The 24903-nt window shown below is 67.7% G+C and carries 30 protein-coding genes; 18 read left to right on the top strand and 12 right to left on the bottom strand.

The annotated features are described in order from the left end of the window. Nucleotides 1-5 precede the first annotated feature (5 nt). On the top strand, nt 6-779 hold the full coding sequence (locus HNQ67_RS08770; protein WP_183254483.1) for an RNA methyltransferase: 774 nt from the start codon (nt 6-8) through the stop codon (nt 777-779). Nucleotides 780-923: 144 nt separating this feature from the next. On the opposite strand, the gene HNQ67_RS08765 is transcribed toward HNQ67_RS08770, so the two are convergent. Next, nucleotides 924-1631: an NAD-dependent deacylase gene (locus HNQ67_RS08765; protein WP_183254481.1), complete on the bottom strand. Its 708-nt coding sequence runs from the start codon at nt 1629-1631 to the stop codon at nt 924-926. A gap of 180 nt (nt 1632-1811) precedes the next feature. On the opposite strand from HNQ67_RS08765, the gene HNQ67_RS08760 reads away from it, so the two are divergent. Genes HNQ67_RS08760 through HNQ67_RS08740 form a run of 6 tightly spaced genes read left to right on the top strand, consistent with a single transcriptional unit; the run spans nt 1812 to nt 5461 of the window. After that, complete coding sequence (locus HNQ67_RS08760; RefSeq protein WP_183254479.1) at nt 1812-2918, top strand: S-(hydroxymethyl)glutathione dehydrogenase/class III alcohol dehydrogenase; 1107 nt, start codon at nt 1812-1814, stop codon at nt 2916-2918. Between the two features lie 56 nt (nt 2919-2974). Further along, complete coding sequence (locus HNQ67_RS08755; protein WP_183254477.1) at nt 2975-3358, top strand: VOC family protein; 384 nt, start codon at nt 2975-2977, stop codon at nt 3356-3358. Between the two features lie 33 nt (nt 3359-3391). Further along, nucleotides 3392-4225: an S-formylglutathione hydrolase gene (gene fghA, locus HNQ67_RS08750; protein WP_183254475.1), complete on the top strand. Its 834-nt coding sequence runs from the start codon at nt 3392-3394 to the stop codon at nt 4223-4225. 40 nt (nt 4226-4265) lie between these two features. Further along, nucleotides 4266-4409 carry a hypothetical protein gene (locus tag HNQ67_RS13530; protein WP_221247812.1) on the top strand — a complete coding sequence of 48 codons (144 nt, stop codon included), beginning with the start codon at nt 4266-4268 and terminating at the stop codon, nt 4407-4409. Continuing rightward, nucleotides 4406-5221 carry a DUF4350 domain-containing protein gene (locus HNQ67_RS08745; RefSeq protein WP_221247811.1) on the top strand — a complete coding sequence of 272 codons (816 nt, stop codon included), beginning with the start codon at nt 4406-4408 and terminating at the stop codon, nt 5219-5221. Before HNQ67_RS13530 ends, HNQ67_RS08745 begins: the two co-directional genes overlap by 4 nt. Nucleotides 5222-5233: 12 nt before the next feature. Continuing rightward, nucleotides 5234-5461: a hypothetical protein gene (locus HNQ67_RS08740; protein ID WP_183254473.1), complete on the top strand. Its 228-nt coding sequence runs from the start codon at nt 5234-5236 to the stop codon at nt 5459-5461. Between the two features lie 9 nt (nt 5462-5470). Here HNQ67_RS08740 and HNQ67_RS08735 read toward each other — a convergent pair whose 3' ends face one another. Further along, on the bottom strand, nt 5471-5734 hold the full coding sequence (locus HNQ67_RS08735; protein WP_183254471.1) for a hypothetical protein: 264 nt from the start codon (nt 5732-5734) through the stop codon (nt 5471-5473). A 149-nt stretch (nt 5735-5883) separates the two neighbouring features. Here HNQ67_RS08735 and HNQ67_RS08730 point away from each other — a divergent pair, with 149 nt between their 5' ends. From HNQ67_RS08730 to HNQ67_RS08720, 3 genes are all read left to right on the top strand, one after another. Next, nucleotides 5884-6498: a superoxide dismutase gene (locus HNQ67_RS08730; protein WP_183254469.1), complete on the top strand. Its 615-nt coding sequence runs from the start codon at nt 5884-5886 to the stop codon at nt 6496-6498. Nucleotides 6499-6671: 173 nt separating this feature from the next. Beyond that, complete coding sequence (rpsD, locus tag HNQ67_RS08725; RefSeq protein WP_183254467.1) at nt 6672-7289, top strand: 30S ribosomal protein S4; 618 nt, start codon at nt 6672-6674, stop codon at nt 7287-7289. A gap of 134 nt (nt 7290-7423) precedes the next feature. After that, nucleotides 7424-7813, top strand: coding sequence for a hypothetical protein (locus HNQ67_RS08720; RefSeq protein WP_183254458.1), 390 nt, complete (start codon nt 7424-7426; stop codon nt 7811-7813). 4 nt (nt 7814-7817) lie between these two features. Here HNQ67_RS08720 and HNQ67_RS08715 read toward each other — a convergent pair whose 3' ends face one another. The 5 genes from HNQ67_RS08715 to HNQ67_RS08695 all read right to left on the bottom strand — a co-directional run bounded on the left by HNQ67_RS08715 (nt 7818) and on the right by HNQ67_RS08695 (nt 10430). Further along, nucleotides 7818-8246 carry an acyl-CoA thioesterase gene (locus tag HNQ67_RS08715; protein WP_183254456.1) on the bottom strand — a complete coding sequence of 143 codons (429 nt, stop codon included), beginning with the start codon at nt 8244-8246 and terminating at the stop codon, nt 7818-7820. Further along, complete coding sequence (gene grxD / locus HNQ67_RS08710; RefSeq protein ID WP_183254455.1) at nt 8246-8602, bottom strand: Grx4 family monothiol glutaredoxin; 357 nt, start codon at nt 8600-8602, stop codon at nt 8246-8248. Before grxD ends, HNQ67_RS08715 begins: the two co-directional genes overlap by 1 nt. 83 nt (nt 8603-8685) lie before the next feature. Beyond that, nucleotides 8686-9603, bottom strand: coding sequence for an aldo/keto reductase (locus tag HNQ67_RS08705; protein WP_183254453.1), 918 nt, complete (start codon nt 9601-9603; stop codon nt 8686-8688). Nucleotides 9604-9606: 3 nt separating this feature from the next. After that, the gene (locus tag HNQ67_RS08700; protein WP_183254451.1) at nt 9607-9849 is read right to left on the bottom strand and encodes a BolA family protein; all 243 of its coding nucleotides are present in this window, start codon (nt 9847-9849) and stop codon (nt 9607-9609) included. Nucleotides 9850-9914: 65 nt separating this feature from the next. Then, nucleotides 9915-10430 (bottom strand): GNAT family N-acetyltransferase, encoded by a 516-nt coding sequence (locus HNQ67_RS08695; protein WP_183254450.1) that lies wholly within the window; start codon nt 10428-10430, stop codon nt 9915-9917. Between the two features lie 223 nt (nt 10431-10653). Between HNQ67_RS08695 and HNQ67_RS08690 the strand changes: the two genes are divergently transcribed. Then, the gene (locus tag HNQ67_RS08690) at nt 10654-14070 is read left to right on the top strand and encodes a PAS domain S-box protein (protein WP_183254447.1); all 3417 of its coding nucleotides are present in this window, start codon (nt 10654-10656) and stop codon (nt 14068-14070) included. Nucleotides 14071-14084: 14 nt separating this feature from the next. On the opposite strand, the gene radC is transcribed toward HNQ67_RS08690, so the two are convergent. Then, the gene (gene radC, locus HNQ67_RS08685; RefSeq protein ID WP_183254446.1) at nt 14085-14861 is read right to left on the bottom strand and encodes a RadC family protein; all 777 of its coding nucleotides are present in this window, start codon (nt 14859-14861) and stop codon (nt 14085-14087) included. Nucleotides 14862-14940: 79 nt separating this feature from the next. Beyond that, entirely contained in the window at nt 14941-15762 is an 822-nt protein-coding gene (map, locus tag HNQ67_RS08680) for a type I methionyl aminopeptidase (protein ID WP_183254444.1), read from the bottom strand. Between the two features lie 98 nt (nt 15763-15860). Here map and HNQ67_RS08675 point away from each other — a divergent pair, with 98 nt between their 5' ends. Further along, a complete protein-coding gene (locus tag HNQ67_RS08675) occupies nt 15861-16616 on the top strand; it encodes a competence/damage-inducible protein A (RefSeq protein WP_183254442.1) in 756 nt (251 codons plus the stop codon). 130 nt (nt 16617-16746) lie between these two features. On the opposite strand, the gene HNQ67_RS08670 is transcribed toward HNQ67_RS08675, so the two are convergent. Genes HNQ67_RS08670 through fliI form a run of 3 tightly spaced genes read right to left on the bottom strand, consistent with a single transcriptional unit; the run spans nt 16747 to nt 19592 of the window. Beyond that, nucleotides 16747-17838, bottom strand: a complete 1092-nt coding sequence (locus HNQ67_RS08670; protein ID WP_343054862.1) for an endo-1,4-beta-xylanase — start codon at nt 17836-17838, stop codon at nt 16747-16749. Continuing rightward, on the bottom strand, nt 17828-18238 hold the full coding sequence (locus tag HNQ67_RS08665; protein ID WP_183254440.1) for a flagellar export protein FliJ: 411 nt from the start codon (nt 18236-18238) through the stop codon (nt 17828-17830). Before HNQ67_RS08665 ends, HNQ67_RS08670 begins: the two co-directional genes overlap by 11 nt. Before the next feature lie 13 nt (nt 18239-18251). Continuing rightward, complete coding sequence (gene fliI, locus HNQ67_RS08660; RefSeq protein ID WP_183254438.1) at nt 18252-19592, bottom strand: flagellar protein export ATPase FliI; 1341 nt, start codon at nt 19590-19592, stop codon at nt 18252-18254. A 151-nt stretch (nt 19593-19743) separates the two neighbouring features. Between fliI and cysK the strand changes: the two genes are divergently transcribed. The 6 genes from cysK to HNQ67_RS08630 all read left to right on the top strand — a co-directional run bounded on the left by cysK (nt 19744) and on the right by HNQ67_RS08630 (nt 24864). Further along, nucleotides 19744-20730, top strand: a complete 987-nt coding sequence (cysK, locus tag HNQ67_RS08655; protein ID WP_183254436.1) for a cysteine synthase A — start codon at nt 19744-19746, stop codon at nt 20728-20730. A 94-nt stretch (nt 20731-20824) separates the two neighbouring features. Beyond that, nucleotides 20825-21382, top strand: coding sequence for a DUF4287 domain-containing protein (locus HNQ67_RS08650; protein ID WP_183254435.1), 558 nt, complete (start codon nt 20825-20827; stop codon nt 21380-21382). Further along, nucleotides 21379-22002, top strand: a complete 624-nt coding sequence (locus HNQ67_RS08645; RefSeq protein WP_221247810.1) for a TetR family transcriptional regulator C-terminal domain-containing protein — start codon at nt 21379-21381, stop codon at nt 22000-22002. The genes HNQ67_RS08650 and HNQ67_RS08645 overlap by 4 nt, the downstream gene beginning before the upstream one ends. 2 nt (nt 22003-22004) lie before the next feature. After that, complete coding sequence (locus HNQ67_RS08640) at nt 22005-22976, top strand: copper chaperone PCu(A)C (protein ID WP_183254433.1); 972 nt, start codon at nt 22005-22007, stop codon at nt 22974-22976. 81 nt (nt 22977-23057) lie between these two features. Beyond that, complete coding sequence (locus tag HNQ67_RS08635) at nt 23058-24275, top strand: DUF2336 domain-containing protein (RefSeq protein WP_183254431.1); 1218 nt, start codon at nt 23058-23060, stop codon at nt 24273-24275. A gap of 160 nt (nt 24276-24435) precedes the next feature. Beyond that, nucleotides 24436-24864 carry a Ros/MucR family transcriptional regulator gene (locus HNQ67_RS08630; RefSeq protein WP_183254429.1) on the top strand — a complete coding sequence of 143 codons (429 nt, stop codon included), beginning with the start codon at nt 24436-24438 and terminating at the stop codon, nt 24862-24864. The last annotated feature ends 39 nt before the right edge of the window (nt 24865-24903 follow it).

Raw genomic sequence — 24903 nt, 5'->3', positions numbered from 1 at the left:
GACCCTTGAGCGACCTGACCCCGCCCGTCGTCATCCTCGACAAGCCGCAGCTGGCCGACAACATCGGCGCGGTGGCGCGGGTGATGGCCAATTTCGGCCTCAGTGAACTGCGCCTCGTCAGCCCGCGCGACGGCTGGCCGCAGGACCGGGCCTGGGCCACGGCCTCGGGGGCCGACTGGGTGCTGGACGGGGTGCGGGTGTTCGACAGCGTGGCCGAGGCGGTCGCTGACCTGAACACCGTATTCTCGACCACCGCCCGGCCGCGCGAGACGCGGATGCCGGTGCGGACGCCGCGCGAGTCGATGCGGCTGCTGTACGACGACCGGGCCTCGGGGCTGACCGTCGGCCTGCTGTTCGGCGGCGAGCGGGCCGGGCTGGAAACGACGGACATCGCCCTGACCCAGGGCATTGTCACCATCCCGATCGATCCGAAGCACCATTCGCTGAACCTCGCGCAGGCGGTGGCGATCAACGCCTATGAGTGGCGCACCCTGATCCTCGACGCCCCGCCGCCGCGCTTCCGCGCGGGCGATCCGCCGGCGTCGAATGACCTGCTGGTCGGGATGTACGAGCATCTGGAGAAGGAGCTGGACGAGGGCGGCTTCTTCCATCCGCCGGAGAAGAAGCCGTCGATGAGCCAGAACCTGCGGGTCATGCTGGGCCGGGCGGGGTTCAGCGAGCAGGAGGTGGCCACCTTTCGGGGCGTGATCCATGCGCTGGCGAAAGGGCGGGGAAGAGTGCTGGCGAAGTTGGCGGCGAAGCGGGGGGGCGAGGGGTAGCAATACCTTTTCCGTCATTCCGGGGCGCTCGCAGAGCGAACCCGGAACCCAGGAGTGTCGTACGGGCCGTCGCCGAGGCCGGGGCTTGAGCGTGGTCCCCTGGGTTCCGGGTTCTTCGCTGCGCGAAGCCCCGGAATGACGCTTTTAGAATTCGCTGCAAAACCCCGGCACAACCTCCGTCGCGGGGCCGTAGACGCCCTCGTCGAACAGGCGGCTGCCGAACGAGGGTTCAAGGTTGAGCTCGACGGTGCGGGCGCCGGCGTGGTTGGCGATCTGAACGAAGCCGGCGGCCGGCCAGACGGCGCCGGAGGTGCCGATGGAGACAAACAGGTCGCACCGGGCCAGCGCCGTCTCGATGCGGTCCATGTGTAGCGGAATCTCGCCGAACCAGACGATGTGCGGGCGCAGGACGCCCCGCGGGTGGAAAGGCGAGGGCTGGTCCGGGGCGAGATCGCCGGGGCAGTCGATGACCCGGCCCGTCGCCGTGCAGTGCGCCTTGAGCAGTTCGCCGTGCATGTGGACCAGCTCGAAGCCGGCGGCGGGCGGCGTCTCGGCGTGGGCGCGGTCGTGCAGGTCGTCGACGTTCTGGGTGACCAGCAGGAAGTCGCCGTCCCAGCGGGCGGCGAGGTCGGCGAGGGCGCGGTGGGCGGCGTTGGGCTGGACATCGGCCAGTTGGGCGCGGCGGCGGTTGTAGAAATCCTGCACGAGGGCCGGGTCGCGGGCGAAGGCCTCGGGCGTGGCGACGTCCTCGACGCGATGACCCATCCACAGGCCGTCGGCGGCGCGGAAGGTGGGCACGCCGGACTCGGCGGAGATGCCGGAGCCGGTGAGGATGACGAGGTTTTGCATCATCCCGCTCTTCTAGCCGTCATTCCGGGGCGCTCGAAGAGCGAACCCGGAACCCAGGGGCCCTGGATACCGACTCCGGTTCAGCGGTTGAGCCGCACCGGCCGACTGTGCTTGATCCCCCTGGGTTCCGGGTTCTTCGCTGCGCGAATCCCCGGAATGACGATGAAAGAAGAGGACCCTGAGATGAAAACCCGCGCCGCCGTCGCCTTCGAGGCCAAACGTCCGCTGGAGATCGTCGAGGTCGATCTGGAGGGGCCGCGGGCCGGGGAGGTGCTGGTCGAGATCAAGGCGACGGGCATCTGTCACACCGACGCCTATACGCTGGACGGGCTGGACAGCGAGGGCATCTTCCCGAGCATCCTCGGCCATGAGGGCGCCGGCGTGGTGGTCGAGCTCGGCGCAGGGGTGACCTCGGTCGAGGTCGGCGACCATGTGATCCCGCTGTACACGCCGGAATGCCGGCAATGTAAAAGCTGCCTGAGCCGCAAGACCAATCTGTGCACGGCCATTCGCGGCACCCAGGGCAAGGGGCTGATGCCCGACGGGACCAGCCGGTTCAGCTACAAGGGCCAGGCGATCCACCACTATATGGGCTGTTCGACCTTCTCGAACTTCACCGTCCTGCCCGAGATCGCAGTGGCGAAAATCCGCAAGGACGCGCCGTTCGACAAGGCCTGTTACGTCGGCTGCGGCGTGACCACGGGCGTCGGGGCAGTGGTCAATACGGCCAGGGTCGAGCCGGGCGCCAACTGCGTGGTGTTCGGCCTGGGCGGTATCGGGCTGAACGTCATCCAGGGGCTGAAGATGGTCGGGGCCGACATGATCGTCGGCGTCGACATCAATCCGGCCAAGGAAGAGTGGGGCCGGCGCTTCGGCATGACCCATTTCGTCAATCCGAAAGAGGTGACGGACGTGGTGGCGCATCTGGTCGAGCTGACCGGAGGCGGGGCGGACTACACCTTCGACTGCACCGGCAACACCACGGTGATGCGTCAGGCGCTGGAGGCCTGCCACCGCGGCTGGGGCGAGAGCGTGATCATCGGCGTGGCCGAGGCGGGCAAGGAGATCGCCACCCGGCCGTTCCAGCTGGTCACCGGCCGGGTGTGGCGCGGCTCGGCCTTCGGCGGCGCGCGCGGGCGGACGGACACGCCCAAGGTGGTCGACTGGTACATGGACGGCAAGATCGAGATCGACCCGATGATCACCCACACCCTGCCGCTGGAGCGGATCAACGAGGCGTTCGATCTGATGCATGCGGGGGAGAGCATCCGGAGCGTGGTGGTGTTTTGAGACTTGCTTGATCTGGACAGTTGTTTAAAAAAACTGTCTGAAACAGGAGCCAGGCCATGTTCACTCATGTCACCCTTGGGGCCGACGACGTCGAGGCGTCGCGGAAATTCTACGACGCGGCGCTGGGCGCGCTGGGGCTTGGACCGGCGCAGGGGCCGGACCCCAAGGGGCGCTACTGGTGGCGGACGGAGCGGGGGGCGTTCGCGGTCGGCAAGCCGATCGACGGGGCGCCGGCCAGCTGCGCCAACGGCGGGACGCTGGGCTTCGCGGCGAAGACGGCCGAGATGGTGCAGGCCTTCCACGACGCCGGCGTGGCCGCGGGCGGGACCTCGATCGAGGATCCGCCCGGCGAGCGCAACGGGCCGTTCGGCAAGCTGGTGCTGGCCTATCTGCGCGATCCGGCGGGCAACAAGGTGTGCGCGCTGCACAGGCCGGGATAGTCGCTGCGCGGCCCGGGGTGTTAAGCGGGCGGCATGGAAACCCTGAAGACCCACGTCGTCCACGGCGGCACGCTCCGTTATCTGAAGCATGACAGCCCGACCACCGGCACGCCGATGACGCTGTCGGTGTTCGTCCCGCCGGGGGAGGGGCCGTTTCCGGTGCTGATCTGGCTGAGCGGCCTGACCTGCACCGAGGACAATTTCACCACCAAGGCCGGGGCCTATGCGGCGGCGGCGGAGCATGGGATCATCGTGGTCGCTCCGGACACCTCGCCGCGCGGCGAGGGCGTAGCCGATGACGACGCCTGGGATCTGGGGCAGGGGGCGGGCTTCTACGTCGACGCGACCGAGGCCCCGTGGGCGAAGCATTTCCGCATGGAGAGCTATCTCACGGGCGAGCTGATCGCGCTGGTCGATGCGGCGTTTCCGACGACGAAGGTGCGCGGGATCAGCGGCCATTCAATGGGCGGGCACGGGGCGCTGACGCTGGCGCTGAACCATCCCGAACTGTTCCAGAGCGTCTCGGCCTTCGCGCCGATCGCCTCGCCGACGCGGTGTCCGTGGGGCGAGAAGGCCCTGGGGGCCTATCTGGGCGACGACCAGAGGGCCTGGGCGCGGCATGACGCGGCGCGGCTGATCGAGGCGGGGACCGCGCACGGGGTCTATGACGAAATCCTGATCGATCAGGGCGACGCCGACCCGTTCCTGGCCGAGCAGCTGAAACCTGAGTTGCTGGTCGAGGCGGCGAAGGCGTCGGGGCAGAAGATCACCCTGCGGATGCAGCCGGGCTACGACCATTCGTATTTCTTCATGGCCAGTTTCATCGCGGATCACGTGGCCTTCCACGCCCGTCGTCTGAAGGGCTGAAGCGAATGTGTTAGCGTGTCGCTCAAACGGAGGGATCCCGATGAGACTGATCGCCCTGGCCCTGAGCCTGACCGTTCTGACCGTCGCCGCCGGGCCGGCGCTGGCGCAGGAGCAGATGAGCGACCCGGACTTCGCGCCAACGGTGTCCAACCCGGCCTATGCGGGGACGGGCCGAAGGTCGTGATCGACGGCGCGCACCACAATTTCCATACCGTCGACGGACGCTATGCGCCGTTCGCTGCCCTGTTGCGGGCCGACGGCTATCAGGTGCGCGGCGGGACGGCGGCGTTTGACGCGGGCGGGCTGGACGGCGTGGACGTGATGGTCATCGCCAACGCCGGGGCTGTGCGCGAGCCGACCGGGCCGATCTTCACGGCACAAGAGATCGCGACGCTCGAGGCCTGGGTCAGGGCCGGAGGGCGGCTGCTGCTGATCGCCGATCATTCCCCGTTCGGCTCGGCGGCCGAGGCGCTGGCGGCGCGGTTCGGGGTGACGATGGGGACGGGTTACGCCTTCACCCTGACCGACGATAATCTGAGGACCACCCTGGTCTATCCGGGGGAGGCGCTTGGGGATCATCCGATCATTGCGGGCCGCAGCGCCGACGAGCGGGTGGCGAGCGTCACGGCCTACACCGGCCAGTCGCTGGCAGGGCCGCCGGGGGCGGCGGTGCTGCTGCCGACGACCAACGGCGCGCGCGAATCCCGGGACCTGCCGACCTTGCAGGCGCTGGCCGACCGGCTGAACGACGGAGCGGCGGCCGAGGCGACTCTGGCGGAGTTTTCGGCGCCCGCCCTGCCGGCGCAGGGACTGGCGTTCATGCACGGCGAGGGACGGGTGGTGGTGCTGGGCGAGGCCGGGATGCTGTCGGCGCAACTGGTGCGGTATCCGCCGGAGAGCGGCCAGCCAGACCGGCGCTTCGGCATGAACGCCGCGCCGGGCAACGCCCGGTTCGGGTTGAACATCCTGCACTGGCTGACGGGGCTGCTGCCGTAGTATCAGAGGGCCATGACCGACGCCGCCGCCCATGACGAGATGTTCGCCGCCCTGTGCAGGGAGGTGGGGTTCTGCCTGCATCCGAAGGGCGAGAAGCGGGTGCTGGCCGCCATTCCGAACGGGCTGGACGCGGCGACGCGGGCGGTGTTCGAGGCCGAGGGCGTGGATTTCGCCTCGGCCTCCGGCGACCTGAGGCGGGCCGTGCGGGATTGTCTGAAGGCCAATCTGCCGGAGCTCTGAGACGCGGCTCTAGTCGTCGGTCGGCGGCGTCGCGGCGGGGGCGGCGGCGGGCGGGGAGGTCGTTGTGACGACGGTCGTGGTGGTCGAGGTGGTCTCCGATATCGTCCAGGTGAGGGTGCAGGGCGGCCCACCGATCAGTTCGCCTGTGCTGGTGTGACAGGTGGAGCGGATCCGGGCCTGATCCGCCATGCGGTCGAGCGAGTCGATCGAGGCGCATCCCGACAGGGCGAGCAGGGCGGCCGCGAGGGCCAGCGGGCGGTGCAGTTCGGTCACGGCGGCGTTCCTCGGGATCGACGACCGACGATCAACCCACGCGTGCGAAGATGCAAGCGCCTGAACCAAATCCGCTCCGGCCCGCTTGGGTTTGGAGCGCGGGCGCCTAGATGAAGGGCTCCCCGAACCCTGTCGAAAGGAGCCTCCCCATGGCCTTTACCCTTCCGCCCCTCCCCTACGCCTATGACGCCCTGGAGCCGGCCATCGACAAGGAGACGATGACCTTCCACCACGACAAGCACCATCAGGCCTATGTCGACAAGCTGAACGAGGCCGTCGACCGGGCCGACAGCCTGAAGGGCCAGTCGCTGGAGCAGATGTTCGCGACCATGTCGAAACTGCCCAAGGCGGTGCGCAACAATGGCGGCGGGCACTGGAACCACAGCCTGTTCTGGGAGCTGCTGGCGCCGGCCGACAAGACCGGCGAGCCGTCGGCCGAGCTGGCCGCCGCCATCGATCACGACCTCGGCGGGTTGGACAAGTTCAAGGAGGCGTTCAATGCCGCCGGAGCCGGACAGTTCGGCTCGGGCTGGGCCTGGCTGATCGTGCAGAACGGCCGGCTGAAGGTCACTTCGACGCCGAACCAGGACAATCCGTTGATGGACGTGGCCGAGGAACAGGGCGCGGTGGTGCTGGCCGCCGACGTCTGGGAGCACGCCTATTATCTGAAGTACCAGAACCGGCGGGCCGACTACCTCAAGGCGTTCTGGACGGTGGTGAACTGGAACAAGGCCAACGAACTGTTCGCCGCCGCGACGCAGTAGGACCCGACGGACCGCCGGAGCCTTGACGAAGGGGCGTCCGGCGGTCATAAGCCCCGCCTTCACGCCACCGGCTCGCCGCGTTGCGTGATCCACTACGGACGATGCGTGGACCGCCGTTGAGATCGTCCCTCCAGTTGGGGAGGGACCGGGCCGCATCATATAGAGAGTGACTTATGTCCAAGCGCCACAGCGCCAAGTACAAACTCGACCGGGTCATGGGTGAAAACCTGTGGGGCCGCTCGAAATCCCCGGTCAACAAGCGTTCCTACGGCCCCGGCCAGCACGGCCAGCGCCGCAAGTCGAAAGTCTCGGACTTCGGCCTGCAGCTGAAGGCCAAGCAGAAGCTGAAGGGCTACTACGGCAACATCACCGAGAAGCAGTTCGCCGCGACCTATGAAGAGGCCTCGCGCCGCAAGGGCAACAGCTCCGAGAACCTGATCGGCCTGCTGGAGTCGCGCCTGGACGCCATCGTCTACCGCGCCAAATTCGTGCCGACCGTCTGGGCCGCCCGCCAGTTCGTGAGCCACGGCCACGTGACCGTCGACGGCAAGAAGGTCGACATCGGTTCCTACCGGGTCAAGCCGGGCCAGGTCATCGAGGTCAAGGAGAAGTCCCGTTCGATGGCGCTGGTGCTGGAAGCGCAGCAGTCGTCGGAGCGCGACGTGCCTGACTACCTCGAGCTGGGCGACCGCGGCTTCTCGGTCCGCTATGTCCGCGTGCCGGAACTGGCCGACGTGCCGTTCCCGGTGAAGATGGAGCCGAACCTGGTGGTGGAATACTACTCCTCGTAAGCCAGTCGGTCTCGACAGACGTCCGAAAAGCCCCGGAGCGATCCGGGGCTTTTTGCATCCACCGGTGGCGACTTCCCCCGGACGGCGAACAGGCGCACATTACGCAGGGTCAGGATCGGCGCGGGAGGCCGGGTATGAAACGGATCGTCACGCTCAGCGCCATGCTTGCGACCGTAGTCCTGGCCTCCGGCTGCGCGCTGGCGGATCGCTGGTTCGGGCGCGACGAAGCGCCGGCGATGGCCGCGGGGCCCGGCCAGATCGAGCCCGTTCACGCCGCCGCCATCGTGCAGGACCAGGCGGTGTTCTGGGTCAGTTCGAACGGCTGCACCGAGAAGTCCGACCTGTTGCCGGTGGTGCGCCGCCAGGGCGACGGCTCGGTGATCACCCTGCGCCGCCTGAAAGAGGACCTCTGCCTCGAGCCCAGCGATCAGGGCGTCGAGATGCGCTGGACCTTCCAGGAGATGGGACTGGCGCCCGGCAGCCGGGTCTCGGTCGAAAACCCCTACCAGCTGCCGCGCGGCTGACCGCTCAGCGGGCCTCGAAGGCGGGCAGCATGTCGGACGGGATGCGGTGCGGCCGCATGGTCGTGGCGTCGACCAGAACCCACTCCGACACGCCCTGGGCGCACAGCCGACCTTCGCCGTCCTCGATGCGGACGTAGCGGTTGAAGCGCGGCCCCTGCGGGTCGCCGACCCAGGTGCGGGCCTTCACGTCCACCGCGTCGGGGGCCAGCGGGCGGAAATAGTCGATCTCATGCCGGAGGGCGACCCACGACCAGCGGGCGCGGGTCTGAGCGTCGAAACGGGCGTTCCAGTGGGCCGTGCCCGCGTCCTGCAGCCAGCCGACGTAGACCACATTGTTGACGTGGCCGTTGTCGTCGATGTGCCCGGGCCGAACCTCGAGCGGGACGACGAAAATCTCGCGGTCCGCGCGGGGCTCGAGCTGGGCCCGGGCCATCAGGCGTCGGCGTCGCCGAGGGCTACGCCCTTGTCGGACATCAGGGTCTGAAGCTCGCCGGCGTTGAACATCTCGCGGACGATGTCGGAGCCGCCGACGAATTCGCCCTTCACATAGAGCTGGGGGATAGTCGGCCAGTCGCTGTAGGTCTTGATGCCGTCACGCAGGGCCTCGTCCTGAAGCACGTCGACGCCGACGAAGGACGCGCCGACGTGGTCGAGAATCTGCACCGCCAGCGAGGAGAAGCCGCAGCGCGGCGCGTCGGGCGTGCCCTTCATGAACAGGACGACGTCGTGACCCTTCACCGTATCGGCGATGAAGGCATGGACGGGATTGGCGACGGCTTGATCGGTCACTGGTACTGGCCTTTCGGTGAAGGCCGTCAGCTAGGCGCCCAAAGGGGCGGGGTCAAGGCGCCGGAAGGTCCCGGTTGGACCGGTCAGGCGGCCTTGGCGCCGGCGACCCGGGCCATCTCGATCTGGGCGGCGAGGCCGGGCGGCATGTCGCGGTCGGGCACCAGGGCCAGCATGTTGAGCCGCTCCGCGTCGCTGGCCCGGATCAGGACGCTGGACACCGACGGATCGGTCAGGGCGTAGGCGAGGCAGATGGCCTCGGCCGGCCAGTTGTTGGTCTGGTGCAGGAAGGCGAAGGTGCCGGCGTGGGCCAACGGGTTTTCTTTGGTCTTCGGGCCGCCGAATCCGAAGAAGCCCTTCTTCGGCTGATGCACGGCCGAGGCCTTTTTCGCCGTGTCGAGGCTGTCGGGGAAATAGTCGTAGACGAAGATAGCCATGTCGGCCTCGCGGGCGACCCGCAGGCGGGAGCGGATCTGCCACGGGGAGTTGACGTGGAAGGGCGTGGCCAGCACGTCGAAGGCGCCGGTCGAGACATAGGTGTCCATCACCTCGCCCTCGCCCGAGATGCCGAGCAGGCGAACCCGTTCCGTGGCGCGCAGGGCCTTGAGAGCGTTCAGCGTGGTCTGCGGCAGCTCGTGTTCGGCCGGTTCGTCGAGGATGGCCAGGTCGAACCAGCCCAAGCCCGAGATGGCCAGGGCGCGATCGATGGCGGAGGTGATGCCCTCGGCCGAGAAGTCGCGGTCCGAACCGCGGCGACCGTCGCCGGCGCCGAGTATCATGGAGACCTGAACCAGCTTGCGGTCGACGTGTTTCAGGGCCTGGCCGAGCACCTCGGCAAGCACCGGGTCGGCGGTTTCGAGCCGGTAACTGTTGATGCCGGCTTCGAGCGCCGAATAGACCAGCTCGCGGCCGGTCTCGGGGCCACGGGCGATGTCGCGGGGTCCGAGGCTGAGCGTCAGCGCCGACACCGCCTGACCAGACTGTCCGAAGGGACGGTAACGCATGGGTCAGTCTCCTGCCGGAGGGGTCGAGGTTTCGAGCGCCAGGGCGTGGAGTTCGCCGCCCATCTTGCCCTTCAGCGCCGCGTAGACAAGCTGATGCTGGCGCACGCGCGGCAAGCCGGCGAAGGCGGCGGAGACGATGCGGGCGCGATAGTGGTCGCCGTCGCCAGCCAGATCGTCGATGACGATCTCGGCGTCGGGAAAGGCTTCGGTCAGGTGGGCGCGAAGCTCTTCGACAGGCATGGGCATGGGGCGGGCGGTCTCCGGATTCACCGGTCACAATGCCCCGTAAACCTTAATGGCTGGCTACGCTGTCAGGTCGACCGGCGCTCCAGCAGGATGACCGGCGCGCCCTTGTAGTCGGTGCGGGCGTACTCCCGGTAGCCGGCGCGCTTCGCCAGGGCGATCGAGGGCGCATTGGCTGGATCGATCATGCAAACGGTGCGCGGGGCGTTCAGGGCGTCGTCGCACCACGCCAGGGCGGCGGACAAGGCCTCGAACGCCAGACCCTTGCCCTGGAAGGCGGAGCGAAGGCCCCACCCCAGTTCGGGGGCGTCGAGGGCGGGCTCGAGCACGCGGTGAAAGTCGAGCACGCCGACGCTGCCGACGTGTTCGCCGGTGTCCTTTAGTCTGAGGGTCCAGTTGCCATGGCCGAGGACTTCCCAGTGGCCGATGTCGCGCAGCAGGCGGAACCAGACATCCTCGCCGGTCAGAGGATCGGGAAAGATGTAGCGGATGACCTCGGGGTCCGCCCACATAGCGCGCAGGTCATCGTAGTCGGAAGCAGCGACCGGGGTCAGGGTGAGGCGTTCGGTGATCAGGGTGGTCATGGCGGCTCGGCTCAGGGGGCGTCGACGTCCGAGACTAGCCATCGCAACCCGCGATTTGGAAGCGGGCTGGACACACCGGCCAAGGCCAAAAAGGTCGACGCTTCCCGTTTGATGTCGGTCATCAACCAGATTGAACGAAATGTTCCCGATCGGGAACGAACTGGCCGGTTGCTCCCTTCGGTAGCTCCGGCTACGCGGCGTGCAGGGTCGGCTGGAGGTGTTGATGGACTCGATCGTTCGCCCGTTGGGCGGAAAGGCGCTGGACGGCGATCTGGACGCCCTGCTTGACTCGCTGCCGGTCGCCATGGCCCGCGCCGACGCCACGGGGGTGATCCAGTACGCCAATCCGGAATGCGAACGTCTGTTGGGTCTGACCCGGGCGGACATCGCCGGACGCCGGTATGATGAGCCGGCGGTGGAAGTCTCTGCGCCTGACGGGTCCCCCCTCGAGTTCGAGGACACGCCCATTCCCCGGGCGCTGAAGGGAGAGACGGTCCGCGATTTCGCCATTCGGATGGTCGGGGCGGAAGGACCGCGGACGGTTTGCGTCGACGCGATGCCTCAGCGGGACAGCGAGGGTTCGATCATTGGCGCGCTGGTGGCGGTTCGGGACACAACGGCGCAGAGCGACGCTGAACAGGCCCTGCGGTTCAGTGAGCGGCGGCTCAGCAGTATCCTGAACAATACGACCATGGCGGTGTTCGTCATGGACCACCGTCAGCACTGCATCTACGCCAATGCGGCCGCGGAGGAGCTGACCGGCTACACGCTTGAGGAGTTGGGCGGTCGACCTCTGCATGACGTCGTTCACCACACCCATCCAGACGGTCGCCACTATCCGCTCGAAGACTGCCCGATCGACCGGGCGTTTCCCGAGAACTACCAGGTCCAGGGCGAGGAAGTCTTCGTCCATAAGGACGGCAGCTTCTACCCCGTGGGCTTCACCGCCTCGCCCATTCGTGACGAGACCGATACGACGGTCGGGACGGTGATCGAGGTCAGGGCCATCGCGGAGGAGCGCCGCAAGAGCGCGGCCCTGCAGGAGAGCGAGGCCCGATTCCGCAACATGGCCGACCACGCGCCGGTGATGATGTGGGTCACCGAGGCGGACGGACGCTGCAGCTATCTGAACAAGAGCTGGTACGCCTTCACGGGTCAGGCGGAGTCGGAGGCGCTGGGACTCGGCTGGCTCGATGCGGTCCATCCCGACGACCGGCAGATGGCCCGCGACGTCTTCCTGGCCGCCAATGAGCGGGGCGAGCCCTTCCGCTCCGAATACCGGCTGAAGACGGCGGACGGCTCCTATCACCGGGCGATCGACGCCGCCTCCCCCCGGTTCGGGGCCAATGGCGAGTTTCTCGGCTACATCGGGTCCGTGATCGATATCGACGATCGGTATCAGGCCGAACAGAACCTGCGTCAGAGCGAGGCCGAACTTCGGGAGAGCCGCGGCTTTCTGGAGGCGTTGCTCGATTCCGCCGGGGAGGGCTTCTATTCCGTCGATCGCGACGGCGTGACCACCATGGTCAACCGCGCGTTTCTGGAGATGCTCGGGTTCGAGCGCGCCGAAGACGCTGTCGGTCGCAAGCTGCACGACGTCATTCATCACTCCCACGCCGACGGCGCCCATTACCCCAAGGAAGAATGTCCCATCTACCGGGCGGCCAGCAGCGGTGAGGGCGCTCACGTGGACGGGGAACTGTTCTACCGTCTGGACGGGGGGACGGTGCCGGTCGAATACCGGGCCGCGCCGCTGTTTGTGGACGGCGTGCACGCTGGCGCGATCTGCACTTTCGCCGATGTGTCGGAACGGCTGGCGGCGCAATCAGCGCTGTCGGAGAAGGCCGCCGCTCTTGAGGAGCAGACCAAGACGCTCCGGATTCTGAACCGGACGGCGTCCGAAGTGGCGGGCGATCTGGAGTTGGACCGGCTGGTGCAGCGGGTCACGGACGCGGCGGTGGAGGTGACCGGCGCGGCTTTCGGGGCCTTCTTCTACAATGTCACGGACCCGTCGGGCGAAAGCTTCATGCTGTACAGCCTGTCCGGCGCGCCGAAGGAGGCGTTCGAGCAGTTTCCCATGCCGCGGGCGACGGATATTTTCCGGCCGACATTCGACGGCACCGGGGTGATACGGCTGGACGATGTCACCAAGGACGATCGCTACGGCAGGATGGCTCCCTACAAGGGCATGCCGAAAGGGCATCTGCCGGTGCGGAGCTATCTGGCGGTTCCGGTCCGGCTTCGATCGGGCGAAGTGATCGGCGGGCTGTTCTTCGGACATCCGAATGCCGGGGTCTTCAACGATCTGGCGGAGGAGAGAGTGGTCGGTCTGGCCAGCCAGGCCGCTGTCGCGATCGACAATGCCCGGCTTTTCCAGGCCGCCCAGACGGAAATCGAGCAGCGTCGACGCGCCGAGACCGATTTGCAGGCGCTGAACAACAGTCTGGAGGAAAGGGTCACCCAGGAGATCGCCGAGCGGACAAAGGCCGAGGAAGCCCTGCGGCAGGCGCAGAAGATGGAGGCGATCGGCCAGTTGACCGGCGGGGTCGCCCACGACTTCAACAACCTTCTGACCGTCATCATCGGCGGTCTGGACACCATCCGGCGGAGCAAGCCCGATGAGGAGGCGCGGATCGCGCGCGCGCTGGATATGTCGATCAAGGGCGCCCAGCGCGCCGCGAGCCTGACCAGCCGGCTTCTGGCCTTCTCGCGGCGTCAGCCGCTTGAGCCCAAGCCGCTCGAGCTGAATCTGGTCGTCCGGGAAATGACGGAGCTGCTGCACCGGACGCTTGGTGAGCAGATCGAACTGGAAGGCGTGCTGCTGCCGCGGCTCTGGCCGATCGAGGCCGACCAGAATCAGCTGGAAAGCGCCCTGCTGAACCTGGCGGTCAACGCCCGGGATGCGATGCCGGACGGCGGGAAGCTGACCATCGAAACGGGGAACACCGCGCTCGATGAGTCCTATTCAGCGGTCGATGCCGAGGTTGTCCCCGGCCAGTATGTAATGGTCGCGGTCAGCGACACCGGCGGCGGCATGAGCCCCGAAACGGTCGCGCGGGTGTTCGAACCGTTCTTCACCACCAAGGAGGTGGGCAAGGGGACCGGCCTCGGCCTCAGCATGGTTTACGGGTTCGTGAAGCAGTCCGGGGGCCACGTCATGGTCTACAGCGAAGAAGGGCAGGGGACGACGGTCAAGCTCTACTTCCCGCGGTTCCTCGGCGAGGCGGGAGCCGGCGAGGTCGTCTCGCCGTCTATTATCGCCGGAAGCAGCGAAGGCGAGGTCATCCTGCTGGTCGAGGACAATGAAGACGTCAGGGCGAACAGCGCCCTGATCCTCAATGAACTCGGCTACAAGGTGATCGAGGCTGCGGAAGCCGAGGCCGCGCTCGCGATCCTGAAGGGTGACGACCGGATCGACCTGTTGTTCACCGATGTGGTGCTTCCTGGCAAGAGCGGCCGCGAACTGGCGGACGAAGCCGCAAACCTGCGTGAAGGCCTAAAAATCCTGTTCACGACGGGATATTCGCGCAACGCGATCGTGCACCACGGGAGGCTGGATCCCGGCGTTCAGCTGATCAGCAAGCCCTTCACCTTCGAGCAGCTTGCGGAACGCGTGAGGGCGATCCTGGACCGAACGTGAGCCGGAAAAGCCGCCTACATCAGCCCGAGTTGCTTGAAGCTGGCCACGCCGTCGCGGCCGACGATCAGGTGGTCGTGGACGGAGAGTTCAAGGGCGCGGGCGGCCGCGATGACCTGGCGGGTCATGTCGATATCGGGGCGCGAGGGGGTCGGGTCGCCGGAGGGATGGTTGTGGACGATGATCATCGACCTGGCCGATAGCTCCAGCGCCCGGCGCACCACCTCGCGGGGATAGACCGGGGCGTGATCGACGGTGCCGCGGTTCTGGATTTCGTCGAGGATCAGCTGATTGCGGTTGTCGAGGTAGAGAACGCGGAACTGCTCGCGCGGCTCATGCTGGAGCGACAGGCGGACGTAGGCGAGCAGGGCGGTCCACGAGGAGATGACGGTGCGCTTTCCGGCCGCTTCCTTCGCGACGCGCCTGGCGACCTCGTGCAGGGCGGCGAGGTCGAGGGCGGTCTCGGCGCCGACGCCCCTGGTCCGACCACGCGCGTCTTCGGCCCTGACCGTCATCAGGTCCTCGACAGAGGCGGCCAACACGGCCGCGAGCGAGCCGAAACGAGCCAGAAGAGCTTTGGCGATCGGCTTGACGTCGCCCTGCGGCTGGCTGCGGAACAGGAAGAGTTCGAGCAGTTCGTAGTCGGGGAGGTGGGGCAGGCCGGCGCGGCGGGCCCGGTCACGAAGCCGCTCGCGATGGCCGGAGAGGCCGGCGCTCCTGAGAGGGACGACGTCGGCGGGGCGTACGTCAGGGCGCGGGGACGCTGGACTTGGGAAGGGCAGCACGGCGGACATGGCGGCCTCCGGATGGATCACCGCACGTTGCCAGAACAGAAAGGGAACGTCCAGCCATCCGACTGAACCCGCTCGAGACCTAGAATTTCGGCCGGAACAGACCTGCAGGGCTGGCGGAGAACAGTTCGACGCCGTCGGCGGTGACGCCGACGCTGTGCTCGCACTGGGACGACAGGGACTTGTCGCGGGTGACGGCGGTCCAGCCGTCGGACAACACCTTCACGTGCGGCTTGCCGAGGTTCACCATCGGCTCGACGGTGAAGAACATGCCCTCTTTCAGCGTCGCGCCCTCGCCGCGGCGGCCGTAGTGCAGGACGTTGGGGCTGTCGTGGAAGATGCGGCCGATGCCGTGGCCGCAGAAATCGCGGACGACCGACATGCGGTTGGCCTCGACCACCTGCTGGATGGCGTAGCCGATGTCGCCGAAAGTGGCGCCGGGCTTGATCACCGCCAGGCCGGCGTCGAGTGCGTCGTAGGTGACGTCGATCAATTTTTTGGCGCGGGCGTTGATGTTTCCGACCGCATACATGCGGCTGGAGTCGCCGTGCCAACCGTCGACGATGACGGTGTGGTCGATGTTGACGATGTCGCCGTCCTTCAGAACCTTGTCGCCGGGAATGCCGTGGCAGACGACGTGGTTGATCGAGGTGCAGATGGTCTTCTCGTAGCCCTTGTAGCCAAGGCAGGCGGGCAGGGCCCCATGGTCGAGCGTGAACTCGCGGATGCGGTCGTCGATCTCGCCCGTGGTGACGCCCGGCTTCACATATTCGGTGATCATGTCGAGCGCCTCGGCGACCAGGCGGCCGGCCTTGCGCATGCCCTCGAACGCCTCGTCGTCGTGGACGCGGATCTCGTGGGTGCGGACGAAGGCGTCGCTGTCCAGTTCGGGGGTCTCGTACATCGGGGGCTTTCAGTCGGGGTCGGCTCAGATGGCCATCATAGCACACAAGCTCAAGGCGTTACGATGACCGCAGGTTGCCGACAGTCTAGCGTGTTCGCATGACCGAATCGTCTCCCACCGCCGCCGTCCTGATCATCGGTGACGAGGTCCTGTCCGGGCGGACGCAGGACACCAATCTGAACACCATCGCCCGGTTCCTGGCGGCGCTGGGGATCGATCTGATGGAGGCGCGGACGGTCGGGGACCGGAAGGCGCAGATTGTGGAAGCGCTGAACGCGCTGAGGGCCGGCCACGACTATGTCTTCACCACCGGCGGGATCGGGCCGACGCACGACGACATCACAGCGGACGCGGTGGCGACGGCGTTCGGGGTGACCCTGCCAGAGCATCCGGCGGCGGTGGCGATTCTGGAGAAGCGCTACGGGGCGGAGTTCAACGCGCCGCGGCGGCGAATGGCGCGGATACCGGAAGGCGGAACGCTGATCACCAATCCGGTGACGGACGCGCCGGGCTTCCAGATCGGCAATGTCTTCGTCATGGCCGGGGTGCCGAAGATCATGACGGCCATGCTGGAAGACGTCGCGCCGCGACTGAGGGCCGGCGCGGTGGTGCATGCGCGGACGTTGCGCGTCAGCGGCGTGGGCGAGGGCGACGTCGCGGAGCTGCTGACGGCGGCGGCGCGGGCCAACCGGGACCTGAGCTTCGGCAGCTATCCGTTCGGGCACGGCACGGTCGGGGAAGTGGGGACCAATCTGGTGGTGCGAGGGCGGGAGGCGGCCAAGGTGGATGCGGCGGTGACGGCTTTGCTGGCGGCGCTGGGCGCGGCGGGGATCGAGGCGCATTCCTCCCCCTAGCGAAGCGCCGGGGGAGGGGGACCGCGCGAAGCGTGGTGGAGGGGGGCTTTCCCGGACGCCGGCGTTTGCGGTCAGGCCCCCTCCACCGCTTCGCGGCCCCTCTCCCCCTGTGGGGGAGGACGGTTCCCGTCTAACGCCCGAACGCGTCGGCCAGGGCGTGATACGCCGGGTTGGGGCGGCCGGCGGGGTCGAGGAGGAGGGGGCTGTCGTCGCGGCGGTTCTTGCCTTCCTCGCGGAGCAGCCAGCTATCGGTGTCGCGCAGGCCCCAGGTGGTGAAGGCGTACCGCTGGCGATCGGGCAGGGCCATGAAGGCCTCGGCCAGTTCGCCGACGCGGGCGACCTGCTGGGCGCGGCGTTCGGCGGTGGGGCGCAGGTCCGGCATGCGGCCGCCGTCGCGCTGCATGGGGAAGTCCAGCTCGGAGACATGGATCGGCAGGCCCAGCGAGGCGGCGTCACGCATGAAGGCGGTGATCTGGCCGGCGGGAATCTCGATGTCGAGGTGGGACTGGGTGCCGATGCCGCCGACCGGCGCGCCGAGTTTGAGCAGGCGCTCGACGAGGCGGAGGAAGGTGGCCCCTTTCCGGGGGATGTTCTCGAGATTGTATTCGTTGAGGAACAGAACGGCCTCAGGGTCGGCGGCCCGGGCCTGTTCGAAAGCGCGGACCATATAGCCCTCCATGCCGAGGGCGCGGCTCCAGTGACAGGCGCGCAGGCCGTCGCCGTCCTCGGCGACCGGCTCGTTGACCACGTCCCAGCCGGCCATCCGGCCCCGGTAGCGACCGACGAACGTCGAGATGTAACGGTCGTATTCGGCGGCAAAACGGGCGCGCGGGACCGTGGCGTCGTCGAAGACCTCGGCTCCCTGCGAATACCAGATCACCGTATGGCCGTGGACACGCAGGCCGTTGTTGTGGGCGAAGGCGACGACGCGGTCGGACGGCTCGAAGTCGTAGGTGAAGCCGGGGCCGAGGGTGCGCTCCATCTTCTGCTCCCACTCGGGGGTCAGCTGGGCGCAGTGGCGCAGGACCTGTTCGACCCAGTCGGGCTGGTCGAGCTGCCAGGTCATGCCGGTGGCGCCGAAAGGGGCCGGGACGACGTCCTTCAGCGGCGCAGCGGGCTGGACGGCGGATGGTTCGGCGGCGGCGAAGCGGTCGCAGGCGGTCAGGGCGATGGGCGCGGCGAGGAAGGCGCGGCGGTTCAGGCGGGGCGGGTCAGCCCGCACGGCGCCTCAGGCCCAGTTCGTCGAAGGCGGCGGTCTCGCGCTTGCCGGCGGCGACGAGGCGGTTCAGCCGGGTGGTTTCGGCGACGTGCTCGAACTTCTTCAGTTCCTCGAACGCGCCCGAGAGGGCGTCGCGGGCCCCGTCTTCCTCGGCGCTGATTTCGACGACATCTGCCTCGGCTGCAGATTTGCGCAGCTTCCAGCCGTTCAGATAAGCCTGCAGCAGCATGCCGGCCTCGGTGTCCTCGCGGGCGCGCTCCTGCTCGATCTCGGCCTCGGCCTCGAGCACGGCGATGCGCATTTCGGCGGAGGTGCGGCGGGCGGTGATCTCGGCGAGGCGTTTCTGAAGCGTCTCGACCTCATAGTTGGAGATGCGGATCAGGGATTGGGCCCAGGCGGTCATGGTGCGTCTCCGGTCATTGCACCATTCCTTGGTTCAGAATGGTTTCCAGACGGTCAAAGGAATCGGCGAGGCGCGTCACGTCGTGGTGATCCTGGCCGAGGAAGGCCTCCAGCGCAGGGTTCAGTGCGATGGCGCGGTCGACGATCGGATCGGCCCCGGTGCGGTAGGCGCCGATCTTGATCAGCTCTTCCATGTTGGCGTAGGCGCTGAGGCATTGGCGGGCGCGTTTGTTCAGCTCGCGCTCGGGCGGGGTCTGACAGCCCGGCAGGGTGCGGCTGACGGACTTCAGCACGTCGATGGCCGGGAAGCGTCCGCGCTCGGCGATCTTGCGGTCCATGACGATGTGGCCGTCGAGGATGCCTCGCACGGCGTCGGCGATGGGTTCGTCATGATCGCCGCCGTCGACCAGCACGGTGAACAGGGCGGTGATCGGCCCGGCGGTGGTGCCGTCGGGGCGGACCGGACCGGGCCCGGCGCGCTCCAGCAGCTTGGGCAGTTCGGTGAAGACGGTGGGGGTGTAGCCCTTGGTGGTCGGCGGCTCGCCGGCGGCGAGACCGATCTCGCGCTGGGCCATGGCGAAGCGGGTCACCGAGTCCATCAGGCACAGCACCTCGAGGTCCTGATCCCGAAAATATTCCGAGACGGCCATGGTCATATAGGCGGACTGTCGACGCTTCAGGGCCGGCTCGTCCGAGGTGGCGACGACGACCACGGCGCGGCGCAGCCCCTCTTCGCCGAGGGTCTCCTCGACGAACTCGCGGACTTCCCGACCGCGTTCGCCGATCAGGCCGACGACCACGACATCACAGGTCGCCTGCTTGGCCAGCATCGACAGCAGCACCGACTTGCCGACGCCCGAGCCGGCGAAAATGCCGAGGCGCTGGCCGCGGCAGGTGGTGGTGAAGACGTCCATAGCGCGCACGCCGAGGTCCAGCCGCTCGCCGACGCGGCCGCGCGAATGGGCCGGGGGCGGGGGTGCGCGCAGGGGATAGGCGGCCGGGCCGACGGGCAGGGGGCCCTTGCCGTCGATGGGCTGGCCGAAGGCGTCGATGATCCGGCCCAGCCAGGCGGTGGTCGGCCGCACGCTGGCGGCGGCGGAGACGATGCGGATGTCGGCGCCGGGGGCCACGCCCTCGACCGGACCGAACGGCATCAGCAGGGCCTTGGCGTCGCGGAAACCGACGACCTCGGCGGGCAGCGGCGAGAGGCGTCCACGCGCGATCTCGGCCCGGGCGCCGACGGCGAGCCGCGACAGGCCGCCCTTCGATTCGATCAGCAAACCGTTCACGCCCGCGACCTTGCCGGTCACGACCAGCGGATCGATCGCTTCGACGGCGGCGGCGAGATTGCGCAAGAGAAAGCCCCGGGAACAGGGGTTCAGGGATGCGCCGACATGGTTAACGCGGGGTGAAGGCTCGGGCGGCGGCTAATTGTGTGGCCGGTGATGTTGCGGTGAGACAGGAAGGCCTATCTGTAGGCTTCCCGTCCCTTCGCGAGAGACCGCCATGTCCGACGCCGCCCCCGCCTATGACCCGTCCGGCCACCTGAAGTCGGGGCGCGGGAGGATATTCCCGTCCATTCTGGACACCATCGGCGATACGCCGCTGGTCGGCCTGCCGCGGCTGTCGGCGGAGTATAGGCCCAAGGCGACCGTGCTGGCCAAGCTGGAGTTCTTCAATCCGATCGGCTCGGTGAAGGACCGGATCGGGGTGGCGATGATCGACGCCCTGGAACAGGCGGGGAAGATCGGCCCCGACACCGTGCTGATCGAGCCCACCAGCGGCAACACCGGCATCGCCCTGGCCTTCGTGGCCGCGGCCAGGGGCATCAAGCTGGTTCTGGTCATGCCGGAGAGCATGTCGATGGAGCGGCGCAAGATGCTCGCCCTGTTGGGGGCCGAGCTGGTGCTGACGCCGGCCGAGAAGGGCATGAAGGGCGCGATCGGGATGGCGCAGGAAATTCTAGACAAGACGCCCGGCGCGGTCAGTCCGTCGCAGTTCGAGAACCCGGCCAATCCCGCCATTCACCGGGCCACCACCGCCGAGGAGATCTGGAACGACACGGCCGGCGCGGTCGACATCGTCATCTCGGGCGTCGGCACCGGCGGCACGATTACCGGCGTCGGCCAGGTGCTGAAGGCGCGGAAGTCGTCGGTGCGGATGATCGCGGTGGAGCCCACGGCGTCGCCGGTGCTGTCCGGCGGCGAGCCGGGACCGCATAAGATCCAAGGCATTGGGGCGGGTTTCATCCCGGCCATCGTCGACCGCTCGGTCATCGACGGCGTCGAGCAGGTGAGCAACGAGGAGGCCTTCGACATGGCCCGCAAGGCGGCGCGGGTGGAAGGAATTCCCGGCGGCATCAGCTCGGGCGCGGCGCTGGTCGCGGCCTTCCGGCAGGCGGCGCTTGAGGAAAACGCGGGCAAGACCATCGTGACGATCATCCCCAGCTTCGCCGAGCGCTATCTGTCGACGGCGCTGTTCGAGGGGCTGTAGGCGGGCGGGAGCGGTTGAGCGGTCGTTCAAATATCCGTTGACTCTCGTTCTTGAATGAGCGTTCAATCCGTCCGCGGGCACGGAGAACGCGACGATGGCTGACATGGATGCGGCGGCGGCGAAGATGATCGCCAATCTGGAAGCGAACACGGGGCGGTCGCTGGCCGACTGGGTGGCGGCGTCGAAGAGTGGAGGGCCGGCGAAACACAAGGCGCTGGTGGACTGGCTGAAGGCCGAGCACGGGCTGGGCCACGGCTACGCCAATCTGGTGGCGCACAAGACCTTCGCCTCGGACGCCGGTTCCAGCGACGACGCCGACCTGATGGAGGCGATGTTCGCGGGTCCAAAGGCGGCGATGCGGCCGGTCTACGACAAGGTTGCGGGCATCGTGTCGAGTCTGGAGGGGGCGGAGTTCGCGCCGAAGAAGGGCTATGTCAGCTTCCGCCGGAACAAGCAGTTCGGTCTCGGCCAGCCCTCCACCAAGGACCGGTTCGACCTCGGCCTAACCCTGAAGGGGGTGGAGCCGACCGGGCGGCTGGAGGCGGCCGGATCGTGGAATGCGATGGTCACTCACCGTGTCCGCATCGGCTCGGTCGACGAGGTCGACGCCGAGGTCGAGGGCTGGATCCGGCAGGCGTGGGAAAGGGCGTGAGTCCCGCGGCCGATACCCGGGGCCGGATCGTGATGGCGGCCATGGAGCTGTTCTGGGCCAAGGGATTCAACTCGACCTCGATCGCCGACATCCTGAGCCGGACGCAGCTGAACGCCGGTAGCCTGTATCATGTGTTTCCGGGTAAGCAGGACGTGCTGATCGCCGTGCTGGAAGCGTACCGCGACGGCATCGAGGAGAATCTTCTCAAGCCGGCGTGGGAGGGGGTGGACGACCCGATCGAACGAATATTCGCCCTGCTGGCGCGCTATCGCTGGATGATCCTCGAGACCGACTGCACCTACGGCTGTCCGATCGGCTCGCTGGCCCTCGAGCTGCACGAGGCCGACCCAGTGGTGCGCGACCTGCTGGCGGTCAATTTCGCCAACTGGGCCGGGGCCATCGAGCAGTGTCTTGCGGCCGCAGGCGACCGGCTGCCCGCCGATACCGACCGGCGGGCGCTCGGAGAGTTCGTCCTGACCGTCATGGAGGGCGGCGTCATGCAGGCCCGCACCCACCGTGACGTCGGCTATTTCGACCGGGGCGTGGACGCGCTCCGGACCCATTTCGACATGCTGCTGGCGCGCGCCGCGCGTCGACCCGAACCCGTCCAGGGAGACTGACCATGCACCGACGCCTCGCCTCCGTCCTTGCGGCGCTGACCGTCTTCATCGTCCCGGCCGCCGCGTCCGCCCAGCCGGCGCCGCCGCCCGCCAGCGCCGCCGGCCCGGCGGCCTATGCACCGTTCGCGCCTATGATCGGCAAGACCTGGCGCGGCGTGGCGACCGCCCAGCCGGGCGTCGAGGATGTCCAGCGCTGGGAATGGGCCGTGGGCGGTCACGCCGTGAGAGTGGTGCACTCGGTCAACGCGGGCGCCTATGCCGGCGAGACCCTGATCTTCCGCGACAGGGATTCCGGCGACTATGTCTTCCACTACTTCACCACCGGGGGCTTCCATACGACCGGGGTCATGACGCCCGTGGCGGGCGGGTTCGAGGTTGATGAAACCGTGCACGGCGCGGAGACCATCGAACGACTAAAATCGACGGCGATGCTGGGGACCGACGGAGTCTACCGTGTCCGCTCCAGCAGCGAGCAGGACGGCGGCTGGGTCGAGATCGGCGGGTTCGACTACCGCGAGGACCCGTCGGCGAGTGTGGTCCTGCCCGCGGTGCAGACCGCGATGGAAGCGCCGGCTTCGGTCGGACCGCTGGAATTAACGCGCCGCATCGTGCGTGGCGTGGACGAACCCCAGGACGTGGCCGGCTATCTGCGCGTCCGCAACGGATCACCGGTGGCGGACCGGTTGGTCGGCGTAGCCTGCACCTGCGCAGACCGGGTGGAACTGCACCGGATCCAGCGCGAGGGACCGAACCCCGGGATGGCGAAGGACGAAGCGTGGCTGGTGCCGGGCGCAGGTCAGCTTGACGTTCGGCCGGGCAGCGACCTGCACTTCATGCTGATCAACTACGACCCGGCCCGCGCTTCCGACGGAACGGTGCGTTTGAGGCTGGAGTTCGCCGAAGCCGGGGCGGTCGAGGCGGATTTCATCCTGGTGGATGACAGCCGGGCCGCGTGGGAACGGTTCGAACCTTAACCGCTTCGCCGGACATTGCGCAGGCCCCATCGGCCGACCGTCACGGGCGGTTAACCGCACCGGCTTAACCTTTCGGCCGACATGTCCGAACCCGTCACCAAGCCGGAGGAAGCCGAGCCGCAAGGCGGCTTTCGCGCGCGCCACGCGCTGCTGAAGCGACTCGCGGACGTGGTGTCCCTGCCGGGCAGCCGGGTCAACGCTTTCGAGCGCTCGGTCATCGGTGACCTGCTGGTCGAGATGCTGCGTCTCGCCTCGCACGACGACCGCAAGCGCGTGGCCGCGCGGTTGGCGCCGCTGACGGAAGTGCCCAACGCCCTGGCGCGAATGCTGCTGCGAGACGAACCGGACATCGCCGGCCTGCTGATCGAGCAATGCGCCTCGCTGTCGGACGCCGATCTCGTCGCCTGCGCGCGGGACGCCGCCACCGAACACCGTCTGCTGATGGCCAGCCGCCGAGGCCTTTCCGAGGTGGTCACCGAGACCCTGATGAGCTTCGGCGAAAGCGCGGTGATCGAAGCCGTCCTGACGAACACCACGGCGCGGTTGAGCCAGGTCGCTGTGGAGGGCGTCGTCAGCTTGAGTCGGACCGACCGCCAGTTGTGCGCTCATCTGTTGAGGCGACCAGAACTGCGCCCGTCCGGCGCCTATGTGATGTTCTGGTGGTGCGACCCGGACGATCGCCGCACCATTCTGCAGCGGTTCGCTGTCTCGCGAGAGGTCATGCAGGAAGTTGTCGAGGACGTGTTCGTCATGGCCTCCGAGGAGAACTGGCAGGATCCGGTGTCGCGCAAGGCGCTGCAGTTCATCGAGCGCCGTCAGCGGAACCGGGCCGCGATTGAGAAGAGCCCATTTTCGGACCTGGAACAGGCGGTCGAGGCCGCCGCCCGCGACGGGCTGACCCGGGAGGTGGCGACCGAGATCGCCCATCTGGCAGGCGTCAAACCAATCACCGGGGCCAAGATCATGGGGGACCCGGGCGGCGAACCGCTGGCGATACTGTGCAAGGCCACCGGCCTGGCCAAGACCGAGTTGACCGGCCTGTGGCGATCGATGCGCCGGCCGGAGCTCGCGGAGGACGGATCGCCCGATCCGGTCTGGGAGCGGGTGCAGGTGACTTACGACATGCTGGCCGTCGACCGCGCCCAGACGGTGTTGCGTTACTGGAACTGGTCGCTGTCATCCGCTCTGACGCCCGCTCTACTCAGGGTGATCCGGGAAGGCGAGGAAGACGAGGTAGACGACTATTCGGCGCCGGAGCGGGCAGCGATGCTGGCGCTGGCGGAAAACTTCGGACGCTGATCTGCGGCGTCAATAATGCGCCTCTAGTCTGATAATCGGGGCCAGAGCCGGTCTTGAATACGCCATTGCATGAATCGAGGTTCGCCTCTATTCAACCGTGCGACAGGCTGACGGCTAGCGCTCAGCTGAATCGATCAGATCATCAGGTGAGGCCGCGCGTATGGAAGACAACTCGCAACTGCTCGAGATGACCGCCGACATCGTGTCGGCCTATGTCGGCAACAACAATGTTCAGGCGGCGGAAGTCCCGGGTCTGATCTCCAGCATTCACGCCGCCCTGTCGCAGGTTTCGAGCGGCGCGGTCGAGCCGGAGCCGGAGCCCAAGGAACCGGCGGTGCCGATCCGCAAGTCGATCACGCCGGATTTCCTGATCTGCCTGGAGGACGGGCGCAAGTTCAAGTCCCTGAAGCGTCACCTGCGCACCAAATACAACATGAGCCCGGAAGAATATCGGGCCAAGTGGGGTCTGCCGAAAGACTATCCGATGGTCGCGCCGAACTACGCCAAGGCGCGCTCGGACCTCGCCAAGCAGATGGGCCTCGGTCAGGGCGGACGCAAACCCGCCCGCGCCGCCCGCGCGAAGAAGTAAGATCGGTCGACGATCGGTTACGACGCCTGCCCCGGCGAC

The organism is Brevundimonas basaltis, from assembly GCF_014202075.1.
GTDB lineage: Bacteria > Pseudomonadota > Alphaproteobacteria > Caulobacterales > Caulobacteraceae > Brevundimonas > Brevundimonas basaltis.
The sequence above is the reverse complement of the archived record's forward strand: the minus strand, read 5'-3'. Positions and strand labels throughout refer to the sequence as shown.

Excerpts from the sequence above, each read along its gene's own strand:
- HNQ67_RS08765 (WP_183254481.1), bottom strand. The coding sequence starts at position 1,631 with ATGATGCAAAACCTCGTCATCCTCACCGGCTCCGGCATCTCCGCCGAG.
- HNQ67_RS08760 (WP_183254479.1), top strand. The coding sequence starts at position 1,812 with ATGAAAACCCGCGCCGCCGTCGCCTTCGAGGCCAAACGTCCGCTGGAG.
- HNQ67_RS08755 (WP_183254477.1), top strand. The coding sequence starts at position 2,975 with ATGTTCACTCATGTCACCCTTGGGGCCGACGACGTCGAGGCGTCGCGG.
- fghA (WP_183254475.1), top strand. The coding sequence starts at position 3,392 with ATGGAAACCCTGAAGACCCACGTCGTCCACGGCGGCACGCTCCGTTAT.
- HNQ67_RS13530 (WP_221247812.1), top strand. The coding sequence starts at position 4,266 with ATGAGACTGATCGCCCTGGCCCTGAGCCTGACCGTTCTGACCGTCGCC.
- HNQ67_RS08740 (WP_183254473.1), top strand. The coding sequence starts at position 5,234 with ATGACCGACGCCGCCGCCCATGACGAGATGTTCGCCGCCCTGTGCAGG.
- HNQ67_RS08730 (WP_183254469.1), top strand. The coding sequence starts at position 5,884 with ATGGCCTTTACCCTTCCGCCCCTCCCCTACGCCTATGACGCCCTGGAG.
- rpsD (WP_183254467.1), top strand. The coding sequence starts at position 6,672 with ATGTCCAAGCGCCACAGCGCCAAGTACAAACTCGACCGGGTCATGGGT.
- HNQ67_RS08720 (WP_183254458.1), top strand. The coding sequence starts at position 7,424 with ATGAAACGGATCGTCACGCTCAGCGCCATGCTTGCGACCGTAGTCCTG.
- HNQ67_RS08715 (WP_183254456.1), bottom strand. The coding sequence starts at position 8,246 with ATGGCCCGGGCCCAGCTCGAGCCCCGCGCGGACCGCGAGATTTTCGTC.
- HNQ67_RS08705 (WP_183254453.1), bottom strand. The coding sequence starts at position 9,603 with ATGCGTTACCGTCCCTTCGGACAGTCTGGTCAGGCGGTGTCGGCGCTG.
- HNQ67_RS08700 (WP_183254451.1), bottom strand. The coding sequence starts at position 9,849 with ATGCCCATGCCTGTCGAAGAGCTTCGCGCCCACCTGACCGAAGCCTTT.
- HNQ67_RS08695 (WP_183254450.1), bottom strand. The coding sequence starts at position 10,430 with ATGACCACCCTGATCACCGAACGCCTCACCCTGACCCCGGTCGCTGCT.
- HNQ67_RS08690 (WP_183254447.1), top strand. The coding sequence starts at position 10,654 with ATGGACTCGATCGTTCGCCCGTTGGGCGGAAAGGCGCTGGACGGCGAT.
- radC (WP_183254446.1), bottom strand. The coding sequence starts at position 14,861 with ATGTCCGCCGTGCTGCCCTTCCCAAGTCCAGCGTCCCCGCGCCCTGAC.
- map (WP_183254444.1), bottom strand. The coding sequence starts at position 15,762 with ATGTACGAGACCCCCGAACTGGACAGCGACGCCTTCGTCCGCACCCAC.
- HNQ67_RS08675 (WP_183254442.1), top strand. The coding sequence starts at position 15,861 with ATGACCGAATCGTCTCCCACCGCCGCCGTCCTGATCATCGGTGACGAG.
- HNQ67_RS08665 (WP_183254440.1), bottom strand. The coding sequence starts at position 18,238 with ATGACCGCCTGGGCCCAATCCCTGATCCGCATCTCCAACTATGAGGTC.
- cysK (WP_183254436.1), top strand. The coding sequence starts at position 19,744 with ATGTCCGACGCCGCCCCCGCCTATGACCCGTCCGGCCACCTGAAGTCG.
- HNQ67_RS08650 (WP_183254435.1), top strand. The coding sequence starts at position 20,825 with ATGGCTGACATGGATGCGGCGGCGGCGAAGATGATCGCCAATCTGGAA.
- HNQ67_RS08640 (WP_183254433.1), top strand. The coding sequence starts at position 22,005 with ATGCACCGACGCCTCGCCTCCGTCCTTGCGGCGCTGACCGTCTTCATC.
- HNQ67_RS08635 (WP_183254431.1), top strand. The coding sequence starts at position 23,058 with ATGTCCGAACCCGTCACCAAGCCGGAGGAAGCCGAGCCGCAAGGCGGC.
- HNQ67_RS08630 (WP_183254429.1), top strand. The coding sequence starts at position 24,436 with ATGGAAGACAACTCGCAACTGCTCGAGATGACCGCCGACATCGTGTCG.